At 64.0% G+C, this 21,287-nt stretch carries 17 protein-coding genes; 12 read left to right on the forward strand and 5 right to left on the reverse strand.

The annotated features are described in order from the left end of the window. Positions 1–72: 72 nt before the first annotated feature. The gene (locus QMZ05_RS29165; RefSeq protein WP_353703892.1) at positions 73–1,866 is read right to left on the reverse strand and encodes a potassium/proton antiporter; all 1,794 of its coding nucleotides are present in this window, start codon (positions 1,864–1,866) and stop codon (positions 73–75) included. A gap of 231 nt (positions 1,867–2,097) precedes the next feature. Between QMZ05_RS29165 and QMZ05_RS29170 the strand changes: the two genes are divergently transcribed. Next, entirely contained in the window at positions 2,098–3,414 is a 1,317-nt protein-coding gene (locus QMZ05_RS29170; RefSeq protein ID WP_353703893.1) for a mechanosensitive ion channel domain-containing protein, read from the forward strand. Between the two features lie 168 nt (positions 3,415–3,582). Beyond that, positions 3,583–4,407, forward strand: coding sequence for a type I methionyl aminopeptidase (gene map / locus QMZ05_RS29175; protein ID WP_050426054.1), 825 nt, complete (start codon positions 3,583–3,585; stop codon positions 4,405–4,407). 31 nt (positions 4,408–4,438) lie between these two features. Here map and QMZ05_RS29180 read toward each other — a convergent pair whose 3' ends face one another. Further along, positions 4,439–5,158 carry a DNA-3-methyladenine glycosylase I gene (locus QMZ05_RS29180; RefSeq protein WP_353703894.1) on the reverse strand — a complete coding sequence of 240 codons (720 nt, stop codon included), beginning with the start codon at positions 5,156–5,158 and terminating at the stop codon, positions 4,439–4,441. Positions 5,159–5,390: 232 nt separating this feature from the next. Here QMZ05_RS29180 and QMZ05_RS29185 point away from each other — a divergent pair, with 232 nt between their 5' ends. From QMZ05_RS29185 to glgX, 5 genes are all read left to right on the forward strand, one after another. Further along, positions 5,391–6,254: an intradiol ring-cleavage dioxygenase gene (locus QMZ05_RS29185; RefSeq protein WP_353703895.1), complete on the forward strand. Its 864-nt coding sequence runs from the start codon at positions 5,391–5,393 to the stop codon at positions 6,252–6,254. Between the two features lie 70 nt (positions 6,255–6,324). Next, a complete protein-coding gene (gene radC / locus QMZ05_RS29190) occupies positions 6,325–7,038 on the forward strand; it encodes a DNA repair protein RadC (protein ID WP_353703896.1) in 714 nt (237 codons plus the stop codon). A gap of 57 nt (positions 7,039–7,095) precedes the next feature. Continuing rightward, positions 7,096–8,454, forward strand: coding sequence for a prenyltransferase (locus QMZ05_RS29195; protein ID WP_353703897.1), 1,359 nt, complete (start codon positions 7,096–7,098; stop codon positions 8,452–8,454). 343 nt (positions 8,455–8,797) lie between these two features. Further along, positions 8,798–9,937 (forward strand): serine protease, encoded by a 1,140-nt coding sequence (locus tag QMZ05_RS29200; protein ID WP_353703898.1) that lies wholly within the window; start codon positions 8,798–8,800, stop codon positions 9,935–9,937. Positions 9,938–10,451: 514 nt separating this feature from the next. Continuing rightward, positions 10,452–12,581: a glycogen debranching protein GlgX gene (gene glgX, locus QMZ05_RS29205; RefSeq protein ID WP_353703899.1), complete on the forward strand. Its 2,130-nt coding sequence runs from the start codon at positions 10,452–10,454 to the stop codon at positions 12,579–12,581. Between the two features lie 30 nt (positions 12,582–12,611). On the opposite strand, the gene QMZ05_RS29210 is transcribed toward glgX, so the two are convergent. Next, on the reverse strand, positions 12,612–13,499 hold the full coding sequence (locus tag QMZ05_RS29210) for a LysR family transcriptional regulator (RefSeq protein ID WP_353703900.1): 888 nt from the start codon (positions 13,497–13,499) through the stop codon (positions 12,612–12,614). A gap of 109 nt (positions 13,500–13,608) precedes the next feature. Between QMZ05_RS29210 and QMZ05_RS29215 the strand changes: the two genes are divergently transcribed. The 4 genes from QMZ05_RS29215 (at position 13,609) to QMZ05_RS29230 (ending at position 18,849) form a co-directional block, all read left to right on the forward strand. Continuing rightward, the gene (locus QMZ05_RS29215; protein WP_353703901.1) at positions 13,609–14,637 is read left to right on the forward strand and encodes a DUF1254 domain-containing protein; all 1,029 of its coding nucleotides are present in this window, start codon (positions 13,609–13,611) and stop codon (positions 14,635–14,637) included. A 276-nt stretch (positions 14,638–14,913) separates the two neighbouring features. Then, a complete protein-coding gene (locus QMZ05_RS29220; protein WP_353703902.1) occupies positions 14,914–16,779 on the forward strand; it encodes a sigma-54-dependent Fis family transcriptional regulator in 1,866 nt (621 codons plus the stop codon). A gap of 169 nt (positions 16,780–16,948) precedes the next feature. After that, positions 16,949–18,445, forward strand: coding sequence for a hypothetical protein (locus QMZ05_RS29225; RefSeq protein ID WP_353703903.1), 1,497 nt, complete (start codon positions 16,949–16,951; stop codon positions 18,443–18,445). Further along, positions 18,445–18,849: a hypothetical protein gene (locus tag QMZ05_RS29230; protein WP_353703904.1), complete on the forward strand. Its 405-nt coding sequence runs from the start codon at positions 18,445–18,447 to the stop codon at positions 18,847–18,849. Before QMZ05_RS29225 ends, QMZ05_RS29230 begins: the two co-directional genes overlap by 1 nt. A gap of 22 nt (positions 18,850–18,871) precedes the next feature. Here the strand turns inward: QMZ05_RS29230 and QMZ05_RS29235 are convergent, their stop codons facing one another. After that, complete coding sequence (locus QMZ05_RS29235; RefSeq protein WP_353703905.1) at positions 18,872–19,627, reverse strand: SDR family oxidoreductase; 756 nt, start codon at positions 19,625–19,627, stop codon at positions 18,872–18,874. 445 nt (positions 19,628–20,072) lie between these two features. Here QMZ05_RS29235 and QMZ05_RS29240 point away from each other — a divergent pair, with 445 nt between their 5' ends. Next, positions 20,073–20,549, forward strand: a complete 477-nt coding sequence (locus tag QMZ05_RS29240; RefSeq protein WP_353703906.1) for a hypothetical protein — start codon at positions 20,073–20,075, stop codon at positions 20,547–20,549. A 130-nt stretch (positions 20,550–20,679) separates the two neighbouring features. On the opposite strand, the gene QMZ05_RS29245 is transcribed toward QMZ05_RS29240, so the two are convergent. Further along, complete coding sequence (locus tag QMZ05_RS29245; RefSeq protein WP_353703907.1) at positions 20,680–21,234, reverse strand: flavin reductase family protein; 555 nt, start codon at positions 21,232–21,234, stop codon at positions 20,680–20,682. Positions 21,235–21,287: the final 53 nt, after the last annotated feature.

Consider the following 21,287-nt stretch of genomic DNA (forward strand, 5'->3'; position numbering starts at 1 on the left):
CCAAGACTGCCTCCCAAAAGAAGCCTTGAATCTGATTTGCTCTCAAAAGGGAATCCTTAGAGTCCACACCACCTAGACGCCCGCCACCGACGCCCAGATATCGGCGAGCCTGCGCCGAACGGTCTGCATCCGCGTCTGCGGCACGACCTTCTCCTCTTCCTCCGGCAGGCGCAGGCCGACGACATTGACGCGGCCACCACTGATGCTGCGCGCCACCAGCACGATCTCGTCGAGCGCAAGCTCGGCACCTTCCTTCGGCGCGCGGTCGAGATTGATGTCGAAATAATCCGCGAGCGTCAGCTTGGCCTGGTGCTCATCGACCTTGACGCCGTAGATCTCGGCGAGCTCGCCCAGCGTATGCTCGGCCGACACCATGAAGTCGCCGAGCAGATGCGGGTCGGGCGCGCTCGACGGCGCCATGTCGACGAAGAAGCGGTCGAGCGCCTCGGCGCGCTCCGGCGGCGCCAGCAGATAGATGTAGTCGCCGGGCGCGACCGGATCGGCCTCGACAGGCGTCAGGATCCGCTCGTCGCGGATCACCAATGTCGGCTTCGACCAGGACGGGATCAGCCCGCGGCGGAAATACAGGCTCTTCGGCCGCACCGGATAGCCGACCAGCTGCTGCTCGAGCTGGCCGGGCAGATCCAGCTCGACGCGGCGCGGGCCGCGTTCGGCGCGCGGCAGCGCGACATGCAGCCGCCGCGCCGCCGGCGCCAGCGTCCAGCCCTGCAGCAGCAGCGAGATGATGACGACGACGAAGGCGACGTCGAAATAGAGATAGGCCTTCGACAGCCCGACCAGCATCGGGATCGAGGCGAGGAAGATCGCGACCGCGCCGCGCAGGCCGGTCCAGGCGATGAAGACCTTCTCGCGCCAGTTGAACTTGAACGGCGCGAGGCAGATCAGCACGGCCAGCGGCCGCGCCACCAGCATCAGCGCGAAGGCTACCAGCACCGCGCCGCCGGCGCTGGAGAGCAGGCGATGCGGCGAGACCAGAAGGCCGAGCAGCACGAACATCACGATCTGGGCCAGCCAGGTCGCGGCGTCGAGGAACGTCACCACCGAATTATGCGCACGGGTCGGCCGGTTGCCGATGATGATACCGGCGAGATAGACCGCGAGGAATCCCGAGGCATGCACGATCTGCGAGCCGCCGAAGATCACCAGCGCCGCCGTCGTGACGAACGGCGCATGCAGGCCCTGCGGCAGCGCCACATAGTTCAGCGCGATCACCACCAGCCGGCCGCCGATCACCCCGATGATGGCGCCGAGCACCGCCTCCTGGATGAACTCCATCGCGATGTGCGAGGCCGAGCTCTGGCCGATCGAGATGAACTCGACCAGCATCAAGGTGAGGAAGATCGCGAACGGATCGTTGGTGCCGGATTCCGCCTCCAGCGTCGCGCCGACGCGCGGGCGCAGGCGCAGGCCCTGGGTGTGCACCAGGAGGAACACCGCCGCCGCGTCGGTCGAGGCCACGACCGCGCCGACCAGCAGCGATTCGGTCCAGTTGAGGTCGAGCACATAGCGGGCGACCGGCGCCGTGATCAGCGCGGTCAGCAGCACGCCGGCGGTCGCCAGCATCATCGAGGGCGCCAGAACGGTGCGGATGCTGGCAAACCGCGTCTTCAATCCGCCGTCGAACAGGATCAGCGCCAGTGCCACCGAGCCGACCAGGTAGGTGGTGCGGACGTCGTCGAACTGCAGCCGGCCGGGGCCGGAATCGCCCGCCAGCATGCCGACCAGCAAGAACACCAGCAGCAAAGGGGCGCCGAACCGCAACGCCAGCAGGCTCGACAGGATGCCGGCCATCACCAGCACCGCACCGAGCAGGATCGCTATACTGACGGAGTCGAGGGATGCCATGCGTCTTCGGGGGTCTCAAATACTTTCAAATACTTGCAATTGCATCCTTATCGTCGCCACACTGGGACGCCAACCGATTTCTGTCATAAGCGGCAATGTGCCCGGCCTCACGCACCCTAGGTCGCCCCGACACTGTGGTGTATCGATGGTCGGGTGAGCGCTGTTGTGGGATTCTCTCCATGCATTCGAATCACATTTGCCTGACCCGCGCTTCAAGTTGAGAATTTGCCGATGGACATGAGCTGGAAGGACGTCCTGGAATCGATCCAATTGGCAGCGCGCTCGGTCGGCGCCGAGATCGCCTCGCCCTGGTTCTACCTGCAGTTCGGCATCATCCTCGCCGCCGCGGGGCTGGCCTACGCCGCCGATACCGCCATTCATGCGCGGGTCAACATGGCCACGCTGGCGAGCCGCTGGCCGCTGCCGCTCCGGCACTTCGCACGCGTGATGGTGACGAGCGCCTCCACCGCCGTGTTCGCGGCGTTGATGGTGATCTCGCGCATCGTGATGTGGCACGCGACCTGGCCGAGCCGCAGCTATCTGATCGCGGTCTCCGCCAAGCTGGCGCTGGCCTGGCTGGTGATCCGCCTCGTGACGTCGGTGATCGACAACGCCTTCATCGTCAAACTGGTCTCGATCGCGGCCTGGCTCGTCGCCGCCCTCAGCATCATCGGCCAGCTCGACTGGGCGGCCGACACGCTGGATTCGTTCGCCGTCGTGGTAGGCGGTCTGCGGCTGTCGCCGCTGCTGCTGATCAAGGCCGGCGCAGTCCTGATCGTGGCGCTGTGGCTGAGCAATATCGTCAGCAATTTCATCGACGGCCAGATCACCCGCTCGACCGACCTGACCCCGTCGATCCAGGTGCTGTTGGTCAAGATCATTCGCATCGGCCTGATGGTCGTCGCGGTCGCCATCGCCTTGAGCGCGGTCGGGATCAATCTGTCGGCGCTGGCAGTGCTGTCCGGCGCAGTCGGTGTCGGCATCGGTTTCGGCCTGCAAAAGATCGTCGCCAACTTCATCTCGGGCATCATTCTGCTGGTCGACAAATCCGTGAAGCCGGGCGACCTCGTCACCATCGGCGACAGCCAGGGCCGCATCAGTGCGATGAAGACCCGCTACATCTCGGTCGCCGCCGGCGACGGCCGCGAGTTCCTGATCCCGAACGAGGACCTGGTGACGCAGAAGGTCACCAACTGGACCTACACCGACAAGAATACGCTGGTGAAGATCGCCTTCGCCGCCAATTACGACGCCGATCCGAGGCTGGTGTGCAAGCTCGCGATCGATACCGCGACGGCCCACGCCCGCGCGCTCAAGGGCAAGCCGCCGAACTGCATCCTGACCGAATTCGCCGAACTCGGCATGAAGTTCTCGCTGACCTTCTGGATCGCCGATCCCGATGGCATGGACGGTGTGAAGAGCGACGTCATGCTGTCGCTGTGGGACGCCTTCAAGCAGCAGGGCATCAAGGTGCCCTATCCGGTGCGGGAACTCCGCATCCGCGGCGGCGCGGTGCCGGTCGAGAGCGTGGTCGAGGTCTCCAGCTAGCGTCTGAGCACGATTTTTCCGGACAATTGGCGGGCGTTGTTCCGGATTATGCCGGGAAATCAAGCCGTTTGGACATTGTCCCCATACCCAAGCTTGGCTTGCGCCGAGCGCGCCGATCATTAAATTAGGGCCAGAAATCAACCCTTTGCCCGCAGAAACATCCCGCCCATGAGCTATATCGACGCCACCGACACCTCCCTTCGCAAGACCGGCCAGATCAAGCTGCACGGACCGAGCGGCTTTGCCGGCATGCGCAAGGCCGGCGCCCTGGTGTCGAAATGCCTCGACGCGCTCACCGACATCGTCAAGCCGGGCGTCCCGACCTCTGTGATCGACGAGTTCGTGCGCAAGTTCGCCTTCGACCACGGCGCCTATCCGGCGACGCTGATGTATCGCGGCTATCGCTACTCGACCTGCACCTCGATCAATCACGTGGTCTGCCACGGCATGCCGGGCGACCGCCCGCTGAAGGAAGGCGACATCGTCAATGTCGACGTCACCTTCATCGTCGACGGCTGGTACGGCGATTCCAGCCGCATGTATGCGATCGGCGCCATCGCGCGGAAGGCCGAGCGGCTGATCGAGGTGACCTATGAGGCGATGATGCGCGGCATCGCCGCGGTGAAGCCTGGCGCCACTACGGGCGATATCGGCCACGCGATCCAGAGCTTCGTCGAACCGCAAGGCATGAGCGTGGTGCGCGACTTCTGCGGCCACGGCCTCGGCCGCCTGTTCCACGACGAGCCGAACATCATCCATATCGGCCGCCCCGGCGAAGGCGCGCCGCTAAAGCCCGGCATGTTCTTCACCATCGAGCCGATGATCAATCTCGGCAAGCCGCATGTGAAGATCCTGTCCGACGGCTGGACCGCGGTGACCCGCGACCGTTCGCTGTCAGCGCAGTTCGAGCACTCGGTCGGCGTCACCGCCGACGGCGTCGAGATCTTCACGTTGTCCGAGCGCCACGGCGAGAAGCCGTGGGTTCAGGTGTAATTGAGTTCAGGTCTAGCCGACCTCGGCAAGCTCAATAATCGCTCCGCGTGCGCCTCTCGATCTCCTCGGGCGTGTGGTTCTCGCCGATCGACATCGCGCAGATCCGCGACAGATGCAGATAGGGTAGCCCTGTCTCTTCCGCCCAGGCGTTGAACCGCGCCTGCACCTTGGCGAGATCGCGCTTCGACTTGACCTCCTCGGCGATATCGAGCCCGGCATCGCGCAGGCAGGCTGTGACGTCGCGCGAGGTGACGAAACCGTCCCAGCCGAGGAAGCGCAGCAGCATCTGTCCGGTGTTGCCGCCGAGCCGGCTGCCGCGCTTCGCCAGCAGCTCCAGCAGCCCGATCTCGTTGGATGACGGCCACGCCGCCAGGAACTTGCCGAAGCTGCCGTGCTCGCGCGCGATCTCCTGCACGAAGCGGCCATTGTCGCGCACCGACATGATCTTGGCGCCGTTGCGCACGATCCTGGCGTCGCTCGTCAGCTTTTCCCAGAATTCGTCAGGCTTGAACGCCAGCTTGGCGGGTTGAAAGCCGAGGAAGGCTGCCTCGAAGCCCTCCCATTTGGCGTCGATCACGCTCCAGGCAAAACCTGCGCAGAACACGCGCCTGGTCATTTCGGCCAGCACGCGGTCGTCGCCGAGTTTTGCCAGCGCCTTGGCGCCCGCCGGCGGGTGCAGCAGCTTCTCCAGCGCCTTCGGTCCGCCCTTGCGCTTCTCGGCGCGCGAGCGGATCACCTTGAATGACGTCACGCCGCCCTCCCTAGATTCTTGTTTTGACGCGTTTTCTTTACGCGAACCGGTATCCACTTCGCTCGAAAACGCACTTTTTCGATCTCGAAACGTTGTAGCCAAACGTAATTCGCCCGTCGCATCGTGGCAAACGGTCGCATGCGCGCCGGTACCACATCGGGAAACCAAACCGTCCCGATGTCGCCACGCTGCTTGGAGATTGGAGAGCTTCATCGATCGACAGGAGTGATGATTGGACAAGTCCACGCGCCGCGGCTTTCTCGGCCTGATCTCGGCAAGCGCAGCCGGCCTGCTGCCGGCGCGACGAGCCGCTGCCGCATCCGACAGCCGGCCGGTCGACGCCGCGGAGGTCTGCATCCTGACGCCGCAGGCGGAGGAAGGGCCGTTCTACGCCGATCCAAAGCTGCTGCGGTCCGACATCACAGACGGCAGACCCGGCATTCCGCTCACGCTGCGGCTGCGCGTGATTGAAGCCGGCGCCTGCACACCGATCCCCGGCGCGCGGGTCGACATCTGGCATTGCGACGCGCAAGGCCTTTATTCGGCGTTTCCCGGCCAGGGCGACCGGCACAATATCGACGAGTCCAGCAAAAGCTTTCTGCGCGGCACGCAGCTGACCGACGCTGCGGGATGGGTCGCGTTCAACACCATCTATCCCGGCTGGTATGACGGCCGCGCCACGCATATCCACTTCAAGGTCTTCCTCGACGACAAGAACGTGCTGACCGGCCAGACCTTCCTGCCGGATGCGCTGAACGAATTCATCTACGCCAATGCGCCCGATTATACCGGCCGTCCGCGGCCGCGCACGACGCTGAACGCCAACGACCATGTCGTCGAGATCGCCGATCCTGATCGGCGCGCCTTCTGCGCGGTGAAGGAGGAGAAGGACCGCTATGTAGCGGCGCTGACGCTCGGCGTCGACCGGCGCGCCGAGGTCGCGATGCAGCCGCGCCGCGGCACGCCCCCGGGACCACCACCGGGCCTTCCACCAGGACCGCCGCCGCCCGGCATGATGCCCGGCGGTCCGATGCACGGACATCAGGTCAAGGACCGGCTGGCGGCATTGATCCCCGGCCTGAAGCGCACGCCGTAAAGCAACGTAAGGCTCTTGAAGCAACGTAAGGCTCTTGCAAAACGCGGCCGGCACGGCATGGTTGTGGCCGATGCCCGCCAAGCCCGATGCCCGCAACGACGATGCCGACGAGACGCCGCACTACCACGGCCATCGCGAACGGCTGCGCGAGCGCTTCTACGCGGCGGGACCCGAGGCGCTGACCGACTATGAACTGCTGGAGATGGCGCTGTTCGCCGCCATCCCACGCCGCGACACCAAGCCATTGGCCAAGGCGCTGCTGAAGAAGTTCGGCTCGTTCGCCGAGGTGGTGCACGCGCCGGTGGCGCGGCTGCGCGAGGTCGACGGCGTCAAGGATGCCTCGATCAACCAGATCAAGCTGCTCGCCGCGGCCGCCGACCGGATCGCCAAGGGCGAGATCAAGCGCAGCATCGCGCTGTCGTCGTGGAACGACGTCATCGACTATTGCCGTTCCAGCATGGCGTTCGCCGACAAGGAGCAATTCCGCCTGCTGTTCCTCGACAAGCGCAACCAATTGATCGCCGACGAGGTGCAGCAGACCGGCACCGTCGATCACACCCCGGTCTACCCCCGCGAAGTCATCAAGCGCGCGCTGGAGCTGTCCGCCACCGCGCTGATCCTGGTGCACAACCATCCGAGCGGCGACCCGACGCCGTCGCAGGCCGACATCCAGATGACGAAGGCGATCGTCGACATCGCCAAGCCGCTCGGGATCGCCGTGCACGATCACATCATCGTCGGCAAGAACGGGCATACCAGCTTCAAGGGCATGAGATTGATGTAGTCTCGCTGCGTCGAGACGCGCCGCCCGTCCAAACCGAGGCACCCCACGGAGACGATGATGTCGAAAGGTCCGAGCGCGGTTCTCTCCTCCGACGAAATCGCCGCGATTGCACGTGACGCCGTTGCGGAGGGGCAAGCGGACCGCAAGCAGGCTGCATGGCAGAAGATCCAGCCGCTTCGAAAGGCCCAGCCCCACCAGCCTGAGGCCGCGATGGCGTTGATATGGATCGTCGACCAACGGAGCCTCACACGGGACGAGGCGGCGGACGTTCTCCTGGAGATCTCGGATGCCCACGACGACAGCGGTATCCTTTCGATGCTTGGGCAATGCCTCGAAGCCGTCCGCGACATTGACGATCTGAACGCGCCGCCGCCTGAACACCCGATATTCCGGACGACAGTCGAGAAGCTGGACCGGCTGGCCAAACTCCATGAGGGGCAGCCTGAACAGCAGCCTATCCTGCGCGGGCTCGCCACGGCGGCGCGCATGATGGCGCGCCAGAAGGATGCGATCGCCGAGGACAGTCTTCGCAAGCTGGTCGACATCGATCCGCAGAAGAGCCCGTCCCATTACAATCTGGGACTCTTCTACAAGACGCGCGGCAGGTTCGCGGAAGGCATGGCGGCAAACCGGGCCGCAGCAAGTCTGTCGCAAAAGGTGATCGACGGTTACGAGTGGAACCTTGGCATCTGCGCCACAGGCGCCGGGAATGCCGAGACTGCCTTGGATGTGTGGAAGCGGATGGGCCAGAAAATCGGGCCTGGGCGGTTCGACTTGCCGGAAGGCGGATATCCGGCCTGCAAGGTGCGGCTTGCCGAGCGGCCGCTTGCCGAGCGCACGGCGGACTCCGACGATCCAGGCGAAGAGGAAACCGTGTGGATCGAACGGTTAAGTCCGTGCCATGGCATCATCCGCAGCGTGTTGTACGGCGATCTCGGCGTCGACTATGGCGACGTCATCCTGATGGATGGCGCCCCGATTACGCATCATACCTATGGCGAGGAGCAAATACCGGTCTTCCCCCATTTGGCAACGCTGCTGCGCCGGAACTACCGGTTCTTCGATTTCGCGGGCACGCAGGAGACGGCTCGGCAACTGGCCGACATCAGCGACGAATTGGACGAGGACGCCGTGATCTATTCGCACTCCGAGGGCTTCAAGATCATGTGCGCGAATTGCTGGCGCAACCCCGATATCGATCACGCCGATCACGAGCAAATCGAGAAGCACGTCGTCGTCGGCCGCATTGCCGCGCCTCCCGGCATCGCGCCCGCGCGACTGTTGCATCTGATCGACGCGGCCATCGAGAAGCGACGAACTTGCCAGCTCTACGCGCCCGATCTGTGTGCGGCAGCCGGACAGGCGGCACGCGAGCGGATCGACAGACGCCGGTTTGCGCTGCTGGCGAATAACTAGCGACACCCCAGCACGAAGGGCGCTCTCGACGAGCGCCGACCCCAGTCCGAGAAGGCGTGTTCGATTAGGACAGGGCCGCTGTCTAAAACAATCACGGCGAAGCCATCCCTTTTGTCAGAATGATTTGGTAGTTAAGGCCAAGCGCCGATTGCGCAGCGTTTGCACTAATTGGGTTAGGGGGAATGCCGGGACGCCGCAGGCTGTGGTTTCTGGCAAGAAGCACTCAAGCGGCATGGCACGCGAGCTTGCCGGCCGGGATTTTTGAGGGTGAGAGCTAGTCTCTCTCAAGACTGCGGTCTGATTGAAACAGGGAGAATGCGGAAAGCTTTTCGGAGGTTCTCACATGCGTAGCCTCTTGTTGCTGTTCTTCATCGCAGCCTTCTCCGTGGATGCGCATTGGACCATGGCCGCAAATTCCACGCGGCTACGGCATGATCGTGAGTTGCACACCCGCCACGGATTCGACTTTCCGGCCCAACCCGATCCTTCGAAGCCATTCGCCCCAGACCTGTTCGAGCAGCGCAAGATCAATGACCTGATTGTGGACGGCGTCTGTCGGAGCTCTTTCTTTTCGGGGACTCACGATGGGAAGTCGATTGCGGCGTTGGTTGGGTGCGCGCTGCCCCAAGGCTTGGTAGTAGAAAGCCAGGGTTACAGGATTCGAATGCCAGCGAAACTTGCAGAGCAGCCGCTCGATAAGGCCGAACTATTCGAGCGCAAGGCCCACACGGTATTCCTGATTGCAACTTCCTTCCAGAGACCATGGACCGAGGAGGAAATTGCGAAGCTTCGCCCAGACCAGCAGGAAAAGGCGAGAGCGCAACTCAGGAACGGTGTACCCGCGAATTGGTCGGCGTTCGGCTCCGGTGTCGCGATCGGCGGCTATCAAGAACAATTGGTGATGACGAACTGCCACGTGATCGACCGAGCGCGCATAGGAGAACCGTTTGAGAGCGTGGCGGAGATCAAGGTTATAAACCGGGCCAATACGAAAAGAGATGCACGACTGATTGCAGCTTATTCCAAAGTGGATTTGTGCATCCTTTCGGTCGAGAACGCTGTCATTCTGTCTCCGGAAGATGCCGCTGCCAAGCCGAATGACCCATACCGGATGGATCATCTATTCTATCATAACGTGGACGTCAGCGGGATTCGTCTCTACTACGACCTGAAAGTCGGCGAACCCGTGTTTGCGATTGGCAGTCCCGTCCCCGTACCGAGTGAGCCCGACGCGGTATCGTGGAGCTTTTCGGAAGGAATTATTGCGGGCCTGCGTGACGACACAATCCTAGGGCCGAACCGTCGTGCGGATGTAATCCAGCACACTGCGCTTACCACCCACGGGAGCTCTGGTGGCGCACTCTTCGACCGATTCGGCAACTTGATCGGAATCACGCAGGGCTCGTATTCGGAAGCCACGCCTGGGTTCAACATTGCCATTCCGGCCGATTCGCTTTGGGTGATTTACGGTACTCCGCCCTAGTGACATGCTTGATGCACGATCATCTGAACCGCCGCAGATTGGCGTCCAGACGACGAGGACGGCTTCCGATCCACTTGTCAAACAGCGACGCTCTCGATGTCATCACCCGCGCATGCGGGTGATCCAGTATTCCAGAGACAGTAGCGCGTGAGCCGAGAGGCCGCGGCGTAATGGATCGCCCGGTCGAGCCGGGCGATGACAGGTGTAGGTGGGAGGTGGGGGACAAGATTCCCTCCATACGTCGTCCCTGCCTAGTGCGCAATTGCGCACGGGAGCAGGGACCCATACTCCGCGGCGGATGTTGTTGAAGGGATTCGTCGTTCCAACATCGCTCAACAATGACCCTTCGTGGTTATGGGTCCCGGCTTTCGCCGGGACGACACCGAATGTGTTGAGCGCGTACTGCCTCGACGTCATACGATCATGAGCGCGTGCCGCTAAAATCACGATGCAACGTTTCCCGGACGGCGGCGTTTGTTGCAGGTTGCTTTGATTGCCTTACCTTGGGGGACCGATGTCCGATTTCGTGATTGAGGAAGGGCTTCCCTATCCGCTGGGTGCCCATTGGAGCGGCCACGGCACCAACTTCGCGGTGTTCTCCGCCAATGCCACCAAGGTCGAGGTCTGCCTGTTCGACGGCGAGCGCGAGACCCACCGCTTCGAGCTGCCCGAATATACCGACCAGGTGTTTCACGGCTTCATCAATGGCGTACAGCCAGGCACCTTCTACGGCTATCGCGTCTACGGCCCGTACCAGCCCGATGGCGGCCACAGGTTCAATCCGAACAAGCTGCTGCTCGATCCCTATGCTTGCGCCCATGCCGGCAGCCTCACCTGGAATCCGGCGGTGTTCGGCTACAAGATGGAGAGCGGCGACGATTTGACCTTCGACGACCGCGACAGCGCGCCGTTCATGCCGAAATGCGTGGTGGTCGATCCCAATTTCGACTGGGTCCAGGAGGCGCAGCGGCAGGACGTGCACTGGGACGAGACCGTCGTCTACGAGACCCACGTCAAGGGCTTCACCAAACAGCATCCGGGCATCGACGAGCATTTGCGCGGTACCTATGCCGGCTTCGGCTCCAACGCGGCGATCGATCATCTGAAGTCGCTTGGCATCACCTCGGTCGAGCTGCTGCCGGTGCATTCCTTCATCAACGACAGCAATCTGCTGGACAAGCACCTGACCAATTACTGGGGCTACAACACGATCGGCTTCTTCGCACCGGACCCGCGCTACGCCGCCGACGTGCCGAACAGCCTGCGCGAGTTCAAGGAGATGGTGTCGCGGCTGCATGGCGCCAGGCTCGAGGTGATCCTCGACGTGGTCTACAACCACACCGCCGAAGGCAATGAGCGCGGCCCGACGCTGTCGTTCAAGGGCATCGACAATGCGAGCTACTACCGCCTCTTGCCCGACAAGCGCCGCTACTACATCAACGATACCGGCACCGGCAACACGGTGAACCTGTCGCATCCGCGGGTGATTCAGCTGGTGATGGACAGCCTGCGCTACTGGGCCGGCCACATGCATGTCGACGGCTTCCGCTTCGACCTCGGCACCATCCTGGCACGCGAGGTCTACGGCTTCGACGAGCAGTCCGGCTTCCTGAAAGCGATGAACCAGGACCCGCTGCTCGCAACCGTCAAGCTGATCGCAGAGCCCTGGGACTGCGGCCCCGGCGGCTACCAGGTCGGCGGCTTCCCGCCGGGCTGGGCGGAGTGGAACGACAAGTACCGCAACACCGTGCGCGATTTCTGGCGCGGCGAGGCAGCGCCAGGCAGGCTCGCGCCGCGGCTGCTCGGCTCGCACGACGTGTTCAACCGCGAGGGCCGCCGCACCTGGGCCAGCGTCAACTTCATCACCGCGCATGATGGCTTCACGCTGAACGACTGGGCGAGCTACAACAACAAGCACAACGAGGCGAACGGCGAGAACAACAACGACGGCTCGTCCGACAACCACTCCTGGAATTGCGGCGCCGAGGGCCCGACCGACAACCCCGAGATCCGAACTTTACGCGAGCGCCAGAAGCGCAACATGCTGGCGACGCTGCTCGCCTCGCAGGGCACGCCGATGCTGCTCGGCGGCGACGAGTTCGGCCGCACCCAGCGCGGCAACAACAATGCCTATGGCCAGGACAACGACATCTCCTGGTTCGACTGGAATTTTTCCGACGACGCCGAGAAGCTGCTCGCCTTCACCAAGCGGATGATCAAGCTGCGGCGCGACTATCCGATCCTGCGCCGCAGCCGCTTCCTGTCCGGCGATCGCGATCCGCAGCTCGAGATCCGCGACGTGGTCTGGATCAACGCCTCGGGCGTAGAGATGACGCAGGCCGACTGGACCACCGGCTGGATCAAATGCTTCGGCGTCGTGCTCGACGGCCGCGCCCGCAAGACCGCGATCGCCCGCGAGGGCGAGGACGACACCGTGCTCGTGATCCTCAACAGCTATGAAGGCGAGGTCGATTTCAAGCTGCCGGCGACCTCAGCCGGCCCGCACTGGTCGCTGTTGCTCGACACCAATGCGCCGGAGCAAGCCGCGGGTGCGCTGTTCGTGTTGGAGAGCACGTACAAGGCGGCCGGGCGTTCGTTTGTGCTGCTTACGGCTGGCGAGATGCGTAGCAACCATAAGTCATGATGGTTGCTACGGGGTCCGGCTCGCCTCCACTCACACCGTGCACGCCTGAACAATCTTCGGCAGATAGCCCTGGCAGAAATCCAGATAGGTCCTGACGATGGTCGATTGATGCCGGTGCTGCGGATAGAGCAGGTGGAGCGACCATTCCGGCAACGGGTGCTGCGGCAGCAACCGGACCAGACGTTTCGCACGGATTGCCGCGGCCGCCAGGAAGGGTGGCAGCTCCGTGACCACGTCGCCGCGCAGCGCGCGGGTGCACAAATGATGATAGTCGTTGGTGGACAGCACGGCTTTGGGCTCGACAATCTGCGTGCCCAGCTCCCATCGCACCTGGGTGTCGATCCGCGACGCCCACACCCCGCATGGCAGGGCATGCAGCGCGTCCGGATGCTTCGGCACGCCGACGCGCTTCAGCAATCGCGGGCTGGCGACGAGAACGTTGCGGAACGACAGCACGCGGCGCGCCACCATCGCCTCGTGAACGATCGCGCCGACCCGAAGCGCGACATCGATTCCGTCCTCGACCAGGTCGACACGACGCTCGGTCGAGTAGAGGTGAACCTGGATGTCCGGATAGCGCTGCTGGAACGCCGCCAGCAAATCCCACCAAGGCTCGAAGGTCTGCGGCAGCGATAGACGCAAGCGCCCCTTCAACTGCATCTGGTCATTGACGACGGCCTGCTCGGCCTCCAGCAGCGTCTCGATGCCCTGACCGGCGCGCTCGTAGAGCCGCGCGCCCGCGTCGGTGAGTTTCGCGCCGCGGGCCGAGCGCTCGAGCAGTTGCACCTTGAGCTGCCGTTCAAGGTCCCGGATCCGGCGGCTCAATGTCGGCAGCGGAATGTCGAGGCGGGACGCGGCCGCCGAGAGGCTGCCGGCCTGCACGACCGCGACGAACATCCTGACCGCGTTGAGATCCATTGGATTCAGCCTATCATATCCGGAAGGGATATTGTCAGTAGCGGGTATTCATTTTCATATTTGGCTGGCTTACCTCTCGCGGCAAGGGGACTTCACCTCCGGAGAGCCTATGAAAACGAGCATCCTGGCAGCCATAACAATCGCGTTCGCGAGTTCGGCCGCGTCGGCACAAGCACCGGCGTCGCCGCCTCGACCGGTCACCGTCGAAAACTACAATCGCGCCCAAACCGACGTTTATTTCGCCGGCGTGGTCAAAGGCGGCGGCTTCGGGAAATTCCGTCACGGTCGCGAACTTGCGCCGCCGATTCAACAGGGCATCGTCCGCCCCAATCGCGATACGCTGTACTCGTTTGCGATCTTCGATCTCGATGCCGGACCGGTGACGATCACGCTCCCGGGCGGCGCCAAGCGCTTCATGGCGATGCAGATCGTCAATGAGGACCAGTACACTACGGATGTCTATTACGGTGCGGATAGTCACACCTTGACGCGAGAGAAGATCGGCACGCGCTATGCCATCGCCGTCGTGCGTTTCCTGGTCGATTTTTCGAACGCCGACGAGATCCAGCAGGTTCACACCCTTCAGGACGCGATCACATCGCGCCAGCAACGCCCCGGCAGTTTCGAGATTCCGAATTGGGATGAAGCGAGCCTCAACAGGGTGAAGGCGGCGCTGCTGCAGCTCGGAACCACGGTGTCCGACACCCGGCGCATGTTTGGCGCCGACGCGCATCAGGTCGATCCGGTGAAGCACCTGATCGGCAGCGCCATGCTGTGGGGTGGCAATCCCGAGAGGGATGCGCTGTATCTGCCGATCACGCCGGCGCGCAACGACGGCAGCACCATCCATACGCTGACCATCAGGGACGTTCCGGTAGACGGCTTCTGGTCGCTCACGGTCTACAACAGTGACGGCTATCTGCAGCCGAACCCGGCCAGCCTCTATGCGGTGAATAGCGTCACGGCCAGGAAGGCCGCCGATGGCGCAATCACCATCCAGTTCGGCGGCTGCGACGGCAAGGTCGCCAACTGCCTGCCGACCACGCAAGGATGGAATTACACGGTGCGGCTGTTTCAACCGCGCGCAGACGTTCTCGATAGCAGCTGGAGATTCCCCGAGGCGCGGCCCGCGGATTGAGTCCGCGATCGACATGGATTCGTAGGGCGGCGGATTAAGCCGGAGCCGCATTCCGCACCTTCGTCATTCCGGGGCTCGCAAAGCGAGAGCCCGGAATCCATCTCACCACCAACCTTGCGGACCAATGGATTCCGGGTTCGCGCTTTGCGCGCCCCGGAATGACGGAGGGGTCATGCCCAACCACCCAAAGGTCCCCTCCCCGCGACCCCGTCGGCCAATTGACATTCGCCGTTGGGCTGCCAGACTTCGCTCAAAATGCAGGGTGGAGACCTCTGGATGGCCAATCTTTCGGCCTCAAATCACGTCGCCCGTGTTTTATCGGCGGCCAATCAGGCGGCCGGCGTCGACACCGAGGCGCGGATTGCCGCGTCCTGGCGGCGCTGCGTGGTCAATCACAATCTCGATCCGGCCCGACGCGGGCCGCCGCAGACGCTGACCGAGGCCGAAGTCCGGCACATCGCCGAGCCGATGGAAGATTTGATCCAGGTCGCGATCCCGGAACTCGAGGACCTTGCCCGCGTGCTCCACGACACCGGCTATTGCGTCAACCTTGCCGACCCCAACGCGACCATGCTGGTGAGCCGTCTGCCCGGAGGCGACTACGACCGGATGTTCCTGGAATGGAAGATCTACACTGGCTCGAACTTTGCCGAGACCTTCGAGGGCACCAACGGGCTCGGCACCGCGCTCGCCGAGCAGCGGCCGATCATCGTGCATGGCGACGAGCATTTCCGCGAGCAGTGGCACATGTTCACCTGCGCGGTGTCGCCGCTGTTCGATCATGCCGGCCAGCTCGCCGGCGCCGTCAACATCTCCTCCTGCCGCAGCGATCTCGGCCGCAGCGCGCATGAACTGGCGCTCGCCGTCACCACGGAGGCCACGCGGCGGATCGAGCAGTCGTTCTTCCGCCGGCGCTACCGCGCCTCCTGGATCGCGACGCTGCCCGGCGACGGGCACGGCATGCTCGCCTATGACGACGACCGCCGCGTCGTCGGCGCCTGCCGCACCGCGCGCCGCGTGTTTGGCCTGACCGAAGCGATGATCGATGACGGCATCGACCTGTCGCATCTGATTCAGCTCGACGATCGCGCGACACGCGTCGCGGACGATCCGGTCACGCTGCGCCGGGCCGACGGCACGCCATGGGGCCGCGGCCGCGTCGCGCCGCCGGTGCGCGCGCGTGTCTCCCGTCCATTACCTGCGCCGACGCGTGAACAACCGGCCGGACAGTTTTCCGGCCTGCACCGGCTGGCGGGCCGCGATCCCGTGCTGATCAAGGGCGTGAAGCGGCTGAAGACGGTCGGCAATCTCGATCTGCCGATCCTGCTGCATGGCGAGACCGGCGCCGGCAAGGACGTGTTCGCACGTGCCATCCACGCCGCCAGCAATCGCGCCGGCCGCAACTACGTCGCGCTGAACTGCGCGGCGATGCCGGAGAGCCTGATCGACGCCGAACTGTTCGGCTACGAGGCCGGCGCCTTCACCGGCGCGCGGCGCGAAGGATCGAAGGGACTGATCGTGCAGGCGAGCGGCGGCACGCTGTTCCTCGACGAGATCGGCGACATGCCGCTGGCGCTGCAGACGCGGCTGCTCCGCGTGCTGGAGAATCGCGAGGTCTGGCCGCTCGGCGCGCTGAAGCCTGTCCCGGTCGACATCCGCCTGATCAGCGCCACCCATCGCGACCTGGCGCGGATGGCGGAGGACGGCAGCTTCCGCTCCGATCTCTATTACCGTCTGCGCGGCATGGAAATCCGCCTGCCCGCCTTGCGCGAGCGCGCGGATCGGCGCGAGGTGATCGCGCAGATCGCCGACGAGGAAGCGCCGCACTGCCGCATCGCAACCGACGCCTGGGCGCAGCTGATGGCCTACCCCTTCCCCGGCAACATGCGCCAGCTTCGCCACCTGCTGCGGCTTGCCGGTGCGACCGCCGAGAACGGCGTCATCACCGAGGCCGACCTCGATCTGCCGCAGTTCGTCACGCGTAGCGCGGAGGCCGATCACGCGGCGAACGAGCGCGCCGCGATCGCCGACGCGTTGCGCGCCAATGCCGGAAGAGTGACGGACGCTGCCAAGGCGCTCGGGCTCAGCCGCGCGACGTTGTACCGGAAGATCAAGGCGTTAGGGATCGAGCTGGACGGCTAGACCGGAAACAGCACCTGCCGTTCCGGCCGCGCAGGAACGGTGCTATCATGCGCCTTTCATTCAACGCCACGGAGCGGGTCCCATGACACGGTTTCCCCTCACTGTGGTCGTTGGCCTCATTGCCGCGACCATTTCGCAACCTGCGGTCTCGGATTCTACCGAGCAACGATTGGGCAAAGTTCATTTCGCAACGTCCTGCAAGCCGGAGGCGCAGGAGGTGTTCGATCGCGCCATGCTGTATCAGCATTCGTTCTGGTACAGCGCATCGCGCCGCACCTTCGAGGAGGTGCTCGAGGCCGATCCGCAATGCGCCATCGCCTATTGGGGGATCGCGCTCAGCTATCTCTACAATCCGCACGGGCCGCCACCGCCGGAGAACCTTCCGCTCGGCCTCGAAGCCGTAAAGAAGGGCCAGGCGCTGGGTGCGCAGACGCCGCGCGAGCGTGAGTACATCGATGCGATCGCCGCGATGTATGTCGACTACGACAAGGTCGATCACCGCACCCGCGTGCAGCGCTTTCTCGCGGCCGAGGAGCAGGTCGCGGCGCATTATGCCGACGATGACGAGGCGCAGATCGCCTATGCGATCACGCTGAACGTCGCGGCGTCGCCGAGCGACAAGACCTATGCCAACCAGCTGAAAGGCGCGGCGCTGCTCGAGCCGATCTTCAAGCGCCAGCCCGAGCACCCGGGCATCGCGCACTACCTGATTCATCTCTACGACTACCCGGCGCTCGCGGAGAAGGGTCTCCCCGCGGCGATGCGCTATGCCAAGATCGCCGAGCGCGCACCACATGCCCAGCACATGCCGTCGCACATCTTCACGCGCGTCGGCTACTGGAAGGAGTCGATCGCCTCAAACAAGGAATCTGCGCGCATCGCCAAGGAAGACGGCGAGCAGCAGGACCAGGCGCATGCGATGGACTATCTGGTCTATGCCTATCTCCAGCTCGGCCAGGACAAGGAGGCGCGAGCGGTGGTCGACGAGCTCGGCAAGCTTCAATTCAAGATCGACCGGTCCGCCGGGCCTTTTGCGGTGGCGGCGAGCCAGGCCCGCTATGTCTTCGAACGCGGCGACTGGAAGGGAGCCGCCGCACTTGAAGTGCATCCGACCAAATACGCCTATGCGGATGCCATCACCTATTTCGCCCGCGCGGTCGGCGCTGCCCGCTCCGGCGATCCGGCGGCCGCCAAGCCGGATATCGCCAAGCTGGTGGAGCTGCGCGACAAGCTGAAGGACGCCAAGGACGCTTATTGGTCCAACATCGTCGACATCCAGCAGCAGATCGCGAGCGCCTGGGCGCTGTACGCCGAAGCCAAATATGACGAGGCGCTCAGCGCAATGAACGCCGCCGCGGAAGCGGAAGACAAGACCGAGAAGCATCCCGTCACCCCGGGACCGCTCGCGCCGGCGCGCGAGCTCTACGCGGCGATGCTGCTCGATCGCGGCATGGCCAAGGAGGCGCTTGCCGCCTACGAGGCCGTGCTCAAGAAGGAGCCCAATCGGCTGGCGGCCTATGTCGGGATGATCAAGAGCGCGAAAGCGGCCGGCGACCAGGCCAAGACGAAGGACTGCGCTGATCAGATCGCCCGGCTCACCGCGGATGCGGATTTGTCGCGGCCGGAGCTGATCGAATTGCGACAGACAACCGGAAGCAAGCTGTGATGCGACGGACACCATGGCGCAACGGTGCGGCGGTCTCGCTCGGCGCCGTCGCGCTTTGGCTTTGTCACATGCCGCTGGCCGGCGCGATGGAGATCCTCGGCCAGGCCGGCGTGCTCGGCGAATGGGAGCTGACCGGACATCTCACTGAAAGCGCGCCGGGCACGCCCAGGCAATTCTCCGGACCGCTGAAGATGAAGCATGTCGGGCTCTGCACGCAGGATGGACCGGAGGAACGCGCCGGCGAGATCAAGCTGCAAATCACGGGTGCGGATTCACAGGTGACGGCCGAACTGGTGCTGGACGGCGCGCCCTGCACCTACAGCGCCCGCAAGACGCGCAATTACGAGGGCACGCTGTCCTGCGCGGGCCGCGCGCCCGTCCCGCTGCTGGTGTGGCTCAAATAGCTGAAGCCGTCAGGCTTTCCAGTCAGGCTGCCGGCCGCGAGCGGCGCAGCCATTCGTTGAGGTCGATGCGGCCGATGCGCGCCTCGCCCAGCGGCACCAGCGAATGCTCCTCGACCCGCCCGCCCCAGTAGAGCGCGTCAGGGTCGCGCACCACCTCGCGCCGATCGCCTTTTGCCTTCAGGTAGCGGGCCACGATTTCGTCGAACGGGGCACGGTCCGGACCGGCGATCTCGACGATGCCGTTGCGCGGCGGCTCGAGCGCGATATCGGCCACGAGGGCAGACACATCCTCCGCCGCGATCGGCTGGAACAGACCGGGCGAGAGCCTGATCGTGTTTACAACCGCACTCGCATCGGCAATCGCTCCGACGAATTCCATGAATTGCGTCGCGCGGATGATGGTGTAGGGAATGCCAGCCGCCTCGATCAGTTTCTCCTGCGCGACCTTGGCGCGGAAATAGCCGTTCTCGGGCGTCCTGTCGGTGCCGACGATCGAGAGCGCGACGTGGTGCTTGACGCCGGCCGGCTTCTCCGCCGCCAGCAGGTTGCGGCCCGACGTCTCGAAGAACGCCATCACCGCCCTGTCCTCGAACGACGGCGAATTGGCGAGGTCGATCACGACGGCTGCGCCGGACAGCGCCTCCTCCAATCCCTCGCCGGTGAGGGTGTTGACGCCATTCTTCGGCGAGGCGGCGACGACGTCGTGGCCGCGCTGCCGCAGGATGCCCGTTGTCCTGGAGCCGATCAGTCCGGTGCCGCCGATCACAACGATCTTCATGGATGATCCTCCTTGTCGTGACGAGGTTTCCTAAGGCACGCTTGCCGGATTTGCCGGCGGTAATCGTCATGGGTACGTCGATCCGCAGAAGCTTCGGTGATTGCAGCGCGGACCACGGCAGCGGGGAGAAGGATTGGTGAGTTCGCGCTACCCGCTCGATCGCTCCATCGCGCCTAACCACACTATAGCATGCTACGGGCCGTCTGACGTCGCGGAACCTCTCATCGGATGGGTACGGCCGCTGGCGAGCTACCCCTGCTGAACCTTTTTTCCATCGCGTAGACTAATGCGTGCGTCCCAGCCAGCGCGCTGGGGTACCGAAAGCTTGAGCCGCTGGCGGGATATCACCGCGGGCTCTCTTTCGTGCTGCAACGCAAATGCTGGGCATGACGTACAGCCCGCTGTGCACTCCTTGATTTGATTTCAGCAAACACAGGAGGAGTATATGCGGAATTTTATCACCTTTTTGGTTTCCAGCGCGGCAATCGTCGTTGCAGCGTCAACCGCCGTAGCCGGTGAGAAGGTGCTCGAGTTCAAGCTTGTCACCAAGCCGATCGACGTCAAGGTCATCGAGGCAGCAAACGTCGAGGGGCAGACGGTCGTTTCCGGCAAGTTCTTTGGTGTCGCGGTCTTCAATGATGGCCGCATCGGAGTGAAAGAGTTCGTCCATTCCGGAGACATGCTGAAGGGCTCGGGCTCCTATTACGGCTACAGCACCTACACGTTCGAGGAGGGTGCGATCACGGCGCGGTACACCGGCGCGGTCAAGGACGGCAAATCAAGTGGCGAATACACGATTCTTTCGGGCACGGGCGCCTATGCGAACGCCACGGGCACGGGAACGATCGAAAGCGCGCCGAACCCGTTCAAGGGGGTCAATCTACTGAACATCAAGCTGGTCGTGAGAACGCCGGGGTCATAGCAGCGCACCGCCCACAGGACCACAGCAACGACAGTGACGCCTCACTAGGCGTTGGCCCAGCCAATCGCATGGCCGCGCCGGGCCAGCGCCCTCGGCCGTCCGCCTGGTTGAGGTCGGCACACCGTACGTTTCAGGAAAACTCGTTCCAGCTGACGCGGCGTGCGTCGACGTCGCCGAGCGTGATCGGATCATGGATGTTGCGCACGCTCTGGAAGCCCGAGCGCAGATAGATCAGCGGATCGACCGTGGTCGCGGCGCGGACATGCTGGACCTCGCCGATGAAGATCGAATGGGTCTTGGTCTCGAGCTCCTGCGCCAGCACGCAGTCGAACGCCGCCACGGCATCCTCCAGCACCGGGGCGCCGGTCGCACCGGTGGTCCAGCGGCCGAACGCAAAACGGTCGTCGCCGTTGACGCCCTTCTGGCCGGAGAACGTCAGCGCCAGCAGCGCGTGCTCCTCGTTCAGGAAGTTGATGACGAAATGGCGCTCCGCGCGAATGCGTTCATGCGCGCTGGCATTACGGTTAACGCAGACCAGCACCGACGGCGGATTGTCCGAGAGCGAACAGGCCGAGGTCACCGTCAGGCCGGTGCGCTGCCCCGGCTCGCGGCCGACCGTCACCAGCGCCACCGCGCCCGCGCAATGGCGCATCGCCTGCTTGAAACCCTGTGCGTCGACCGTCATGCCGCAAACCTCATAGAAGCACTCCATTTAAGATATGCGACGGGGGGTGCGAG

This window comes from Bradyrhizobium sp. INPA03-11B, from assembly GCF_040446015.1.
In the GTDB taxonomy this organism is placed as follows: domain Bacteria; phylum Pseudomonadota; class Alphaproteobacteria; order Rhizobiales; family Xanthobacteraceae; genus Bradyrhizobium; species Bradyrhizobium macuxiense_A.

Bases quoted from the DNA above. Each gene is read 5' to 3' on its own strand.
- QMZ05_RS29165 (WP_353703892.1), bottom strand. From the start codon at position 1,866: ATGGCATCCCTCGACTCCGTCAGTATAGCGATCCTGCTCGGTGCGGTG.
- QMZ05_RS29170 (WP_353703893.1), top strand. From the start codon at position 2,098: ATGGACATGAGCTGGAAGGACGTCCTGGAATCGATCCAATTGGCAGCG.
- map (WP_050426054.1), top strand. From the start codon at position 3,583: ATGAGCTATATCGACGCCACCGACACCTCCCTTCGCAAGACCGGCCAG.
- radC (WP_353703896.1), top strand. From the start codon at position 6,325: ATGCCCGCCAAGCCCGATGCCCGCAACGACGATGCCGACGAGACGCCG.
- QMZ05_RS29195 (WP_353703897.1), top strand. From the start codon at position 7,096: ATGTCGAAAGGTCCGAGCGCGGTTCTCTCCTCCGACGAAATCGCCGCG.
- QMZ05_RS29200 (WP_353703898.1), top strand. From the start codon at position 8,798: ATGCGTAGCCTCTTGTTGCTGTTCTTCATCGCAGCCTTCTCCGTGGAT.
- glgX (WP_353703899.1), top strand. From the start codon at position 10,452: ATGTCCGATTTCGTGATTGAGGAAGGGCTTCCCTATCCGCTGGGTGCC.
- QMZ05_RS29210 (WP_353703900.1), bottom strand. From the start codon at position 13,499: ATGGATCTCAACGCGGTCAGGATGTTCGTCGCGGTCGTGCAGGCCGGC.
- QMZ05_RS29215 (WP_353703901.1), top strand. From the start codon at position 13,609: ATGAAAACGAGCATCCTGGCAGCCATAACAATCGCGTTCGCGAGTTCG.
- QMZ05_RS29220 (WP_353703902.1), top strand. From the start codon at position 14,914: ATGGCCAATCTTTCGGCCTCAAATCACGTCGCCCGTGTTTTATCGGCG.
- QMZ05_RS29230 (WP_353703904.1), top strand. From the start codon at position 18,445: ATGCGACGGACACCATGGCGCAACGGTGCGGCGGTCTCGCTCGGCGCC.
- QMZ05_RS29235 (WP_353703905.1), bottom strand. From the start codon at position 19,627: ATGAAGATCGTTGTGATCGGCGGCACCGGACTGATCGGCTCCAGGACA.
- QMZ05_RS29240 (WP_353703906.1), top strand. From the start codon at position 20,073: ATGCGGAATTTTATCACCTTTTTGGTTTCCAGCGCGGCAATCGTCGTT.
- QMZ05_RS29245 (WP_353703907.1), bottom strand. From the start codon at position 21,234: ATGACGGTCGACGCACAGGGTTTCAAGCAGGCGATGCGCCATTGCGCG.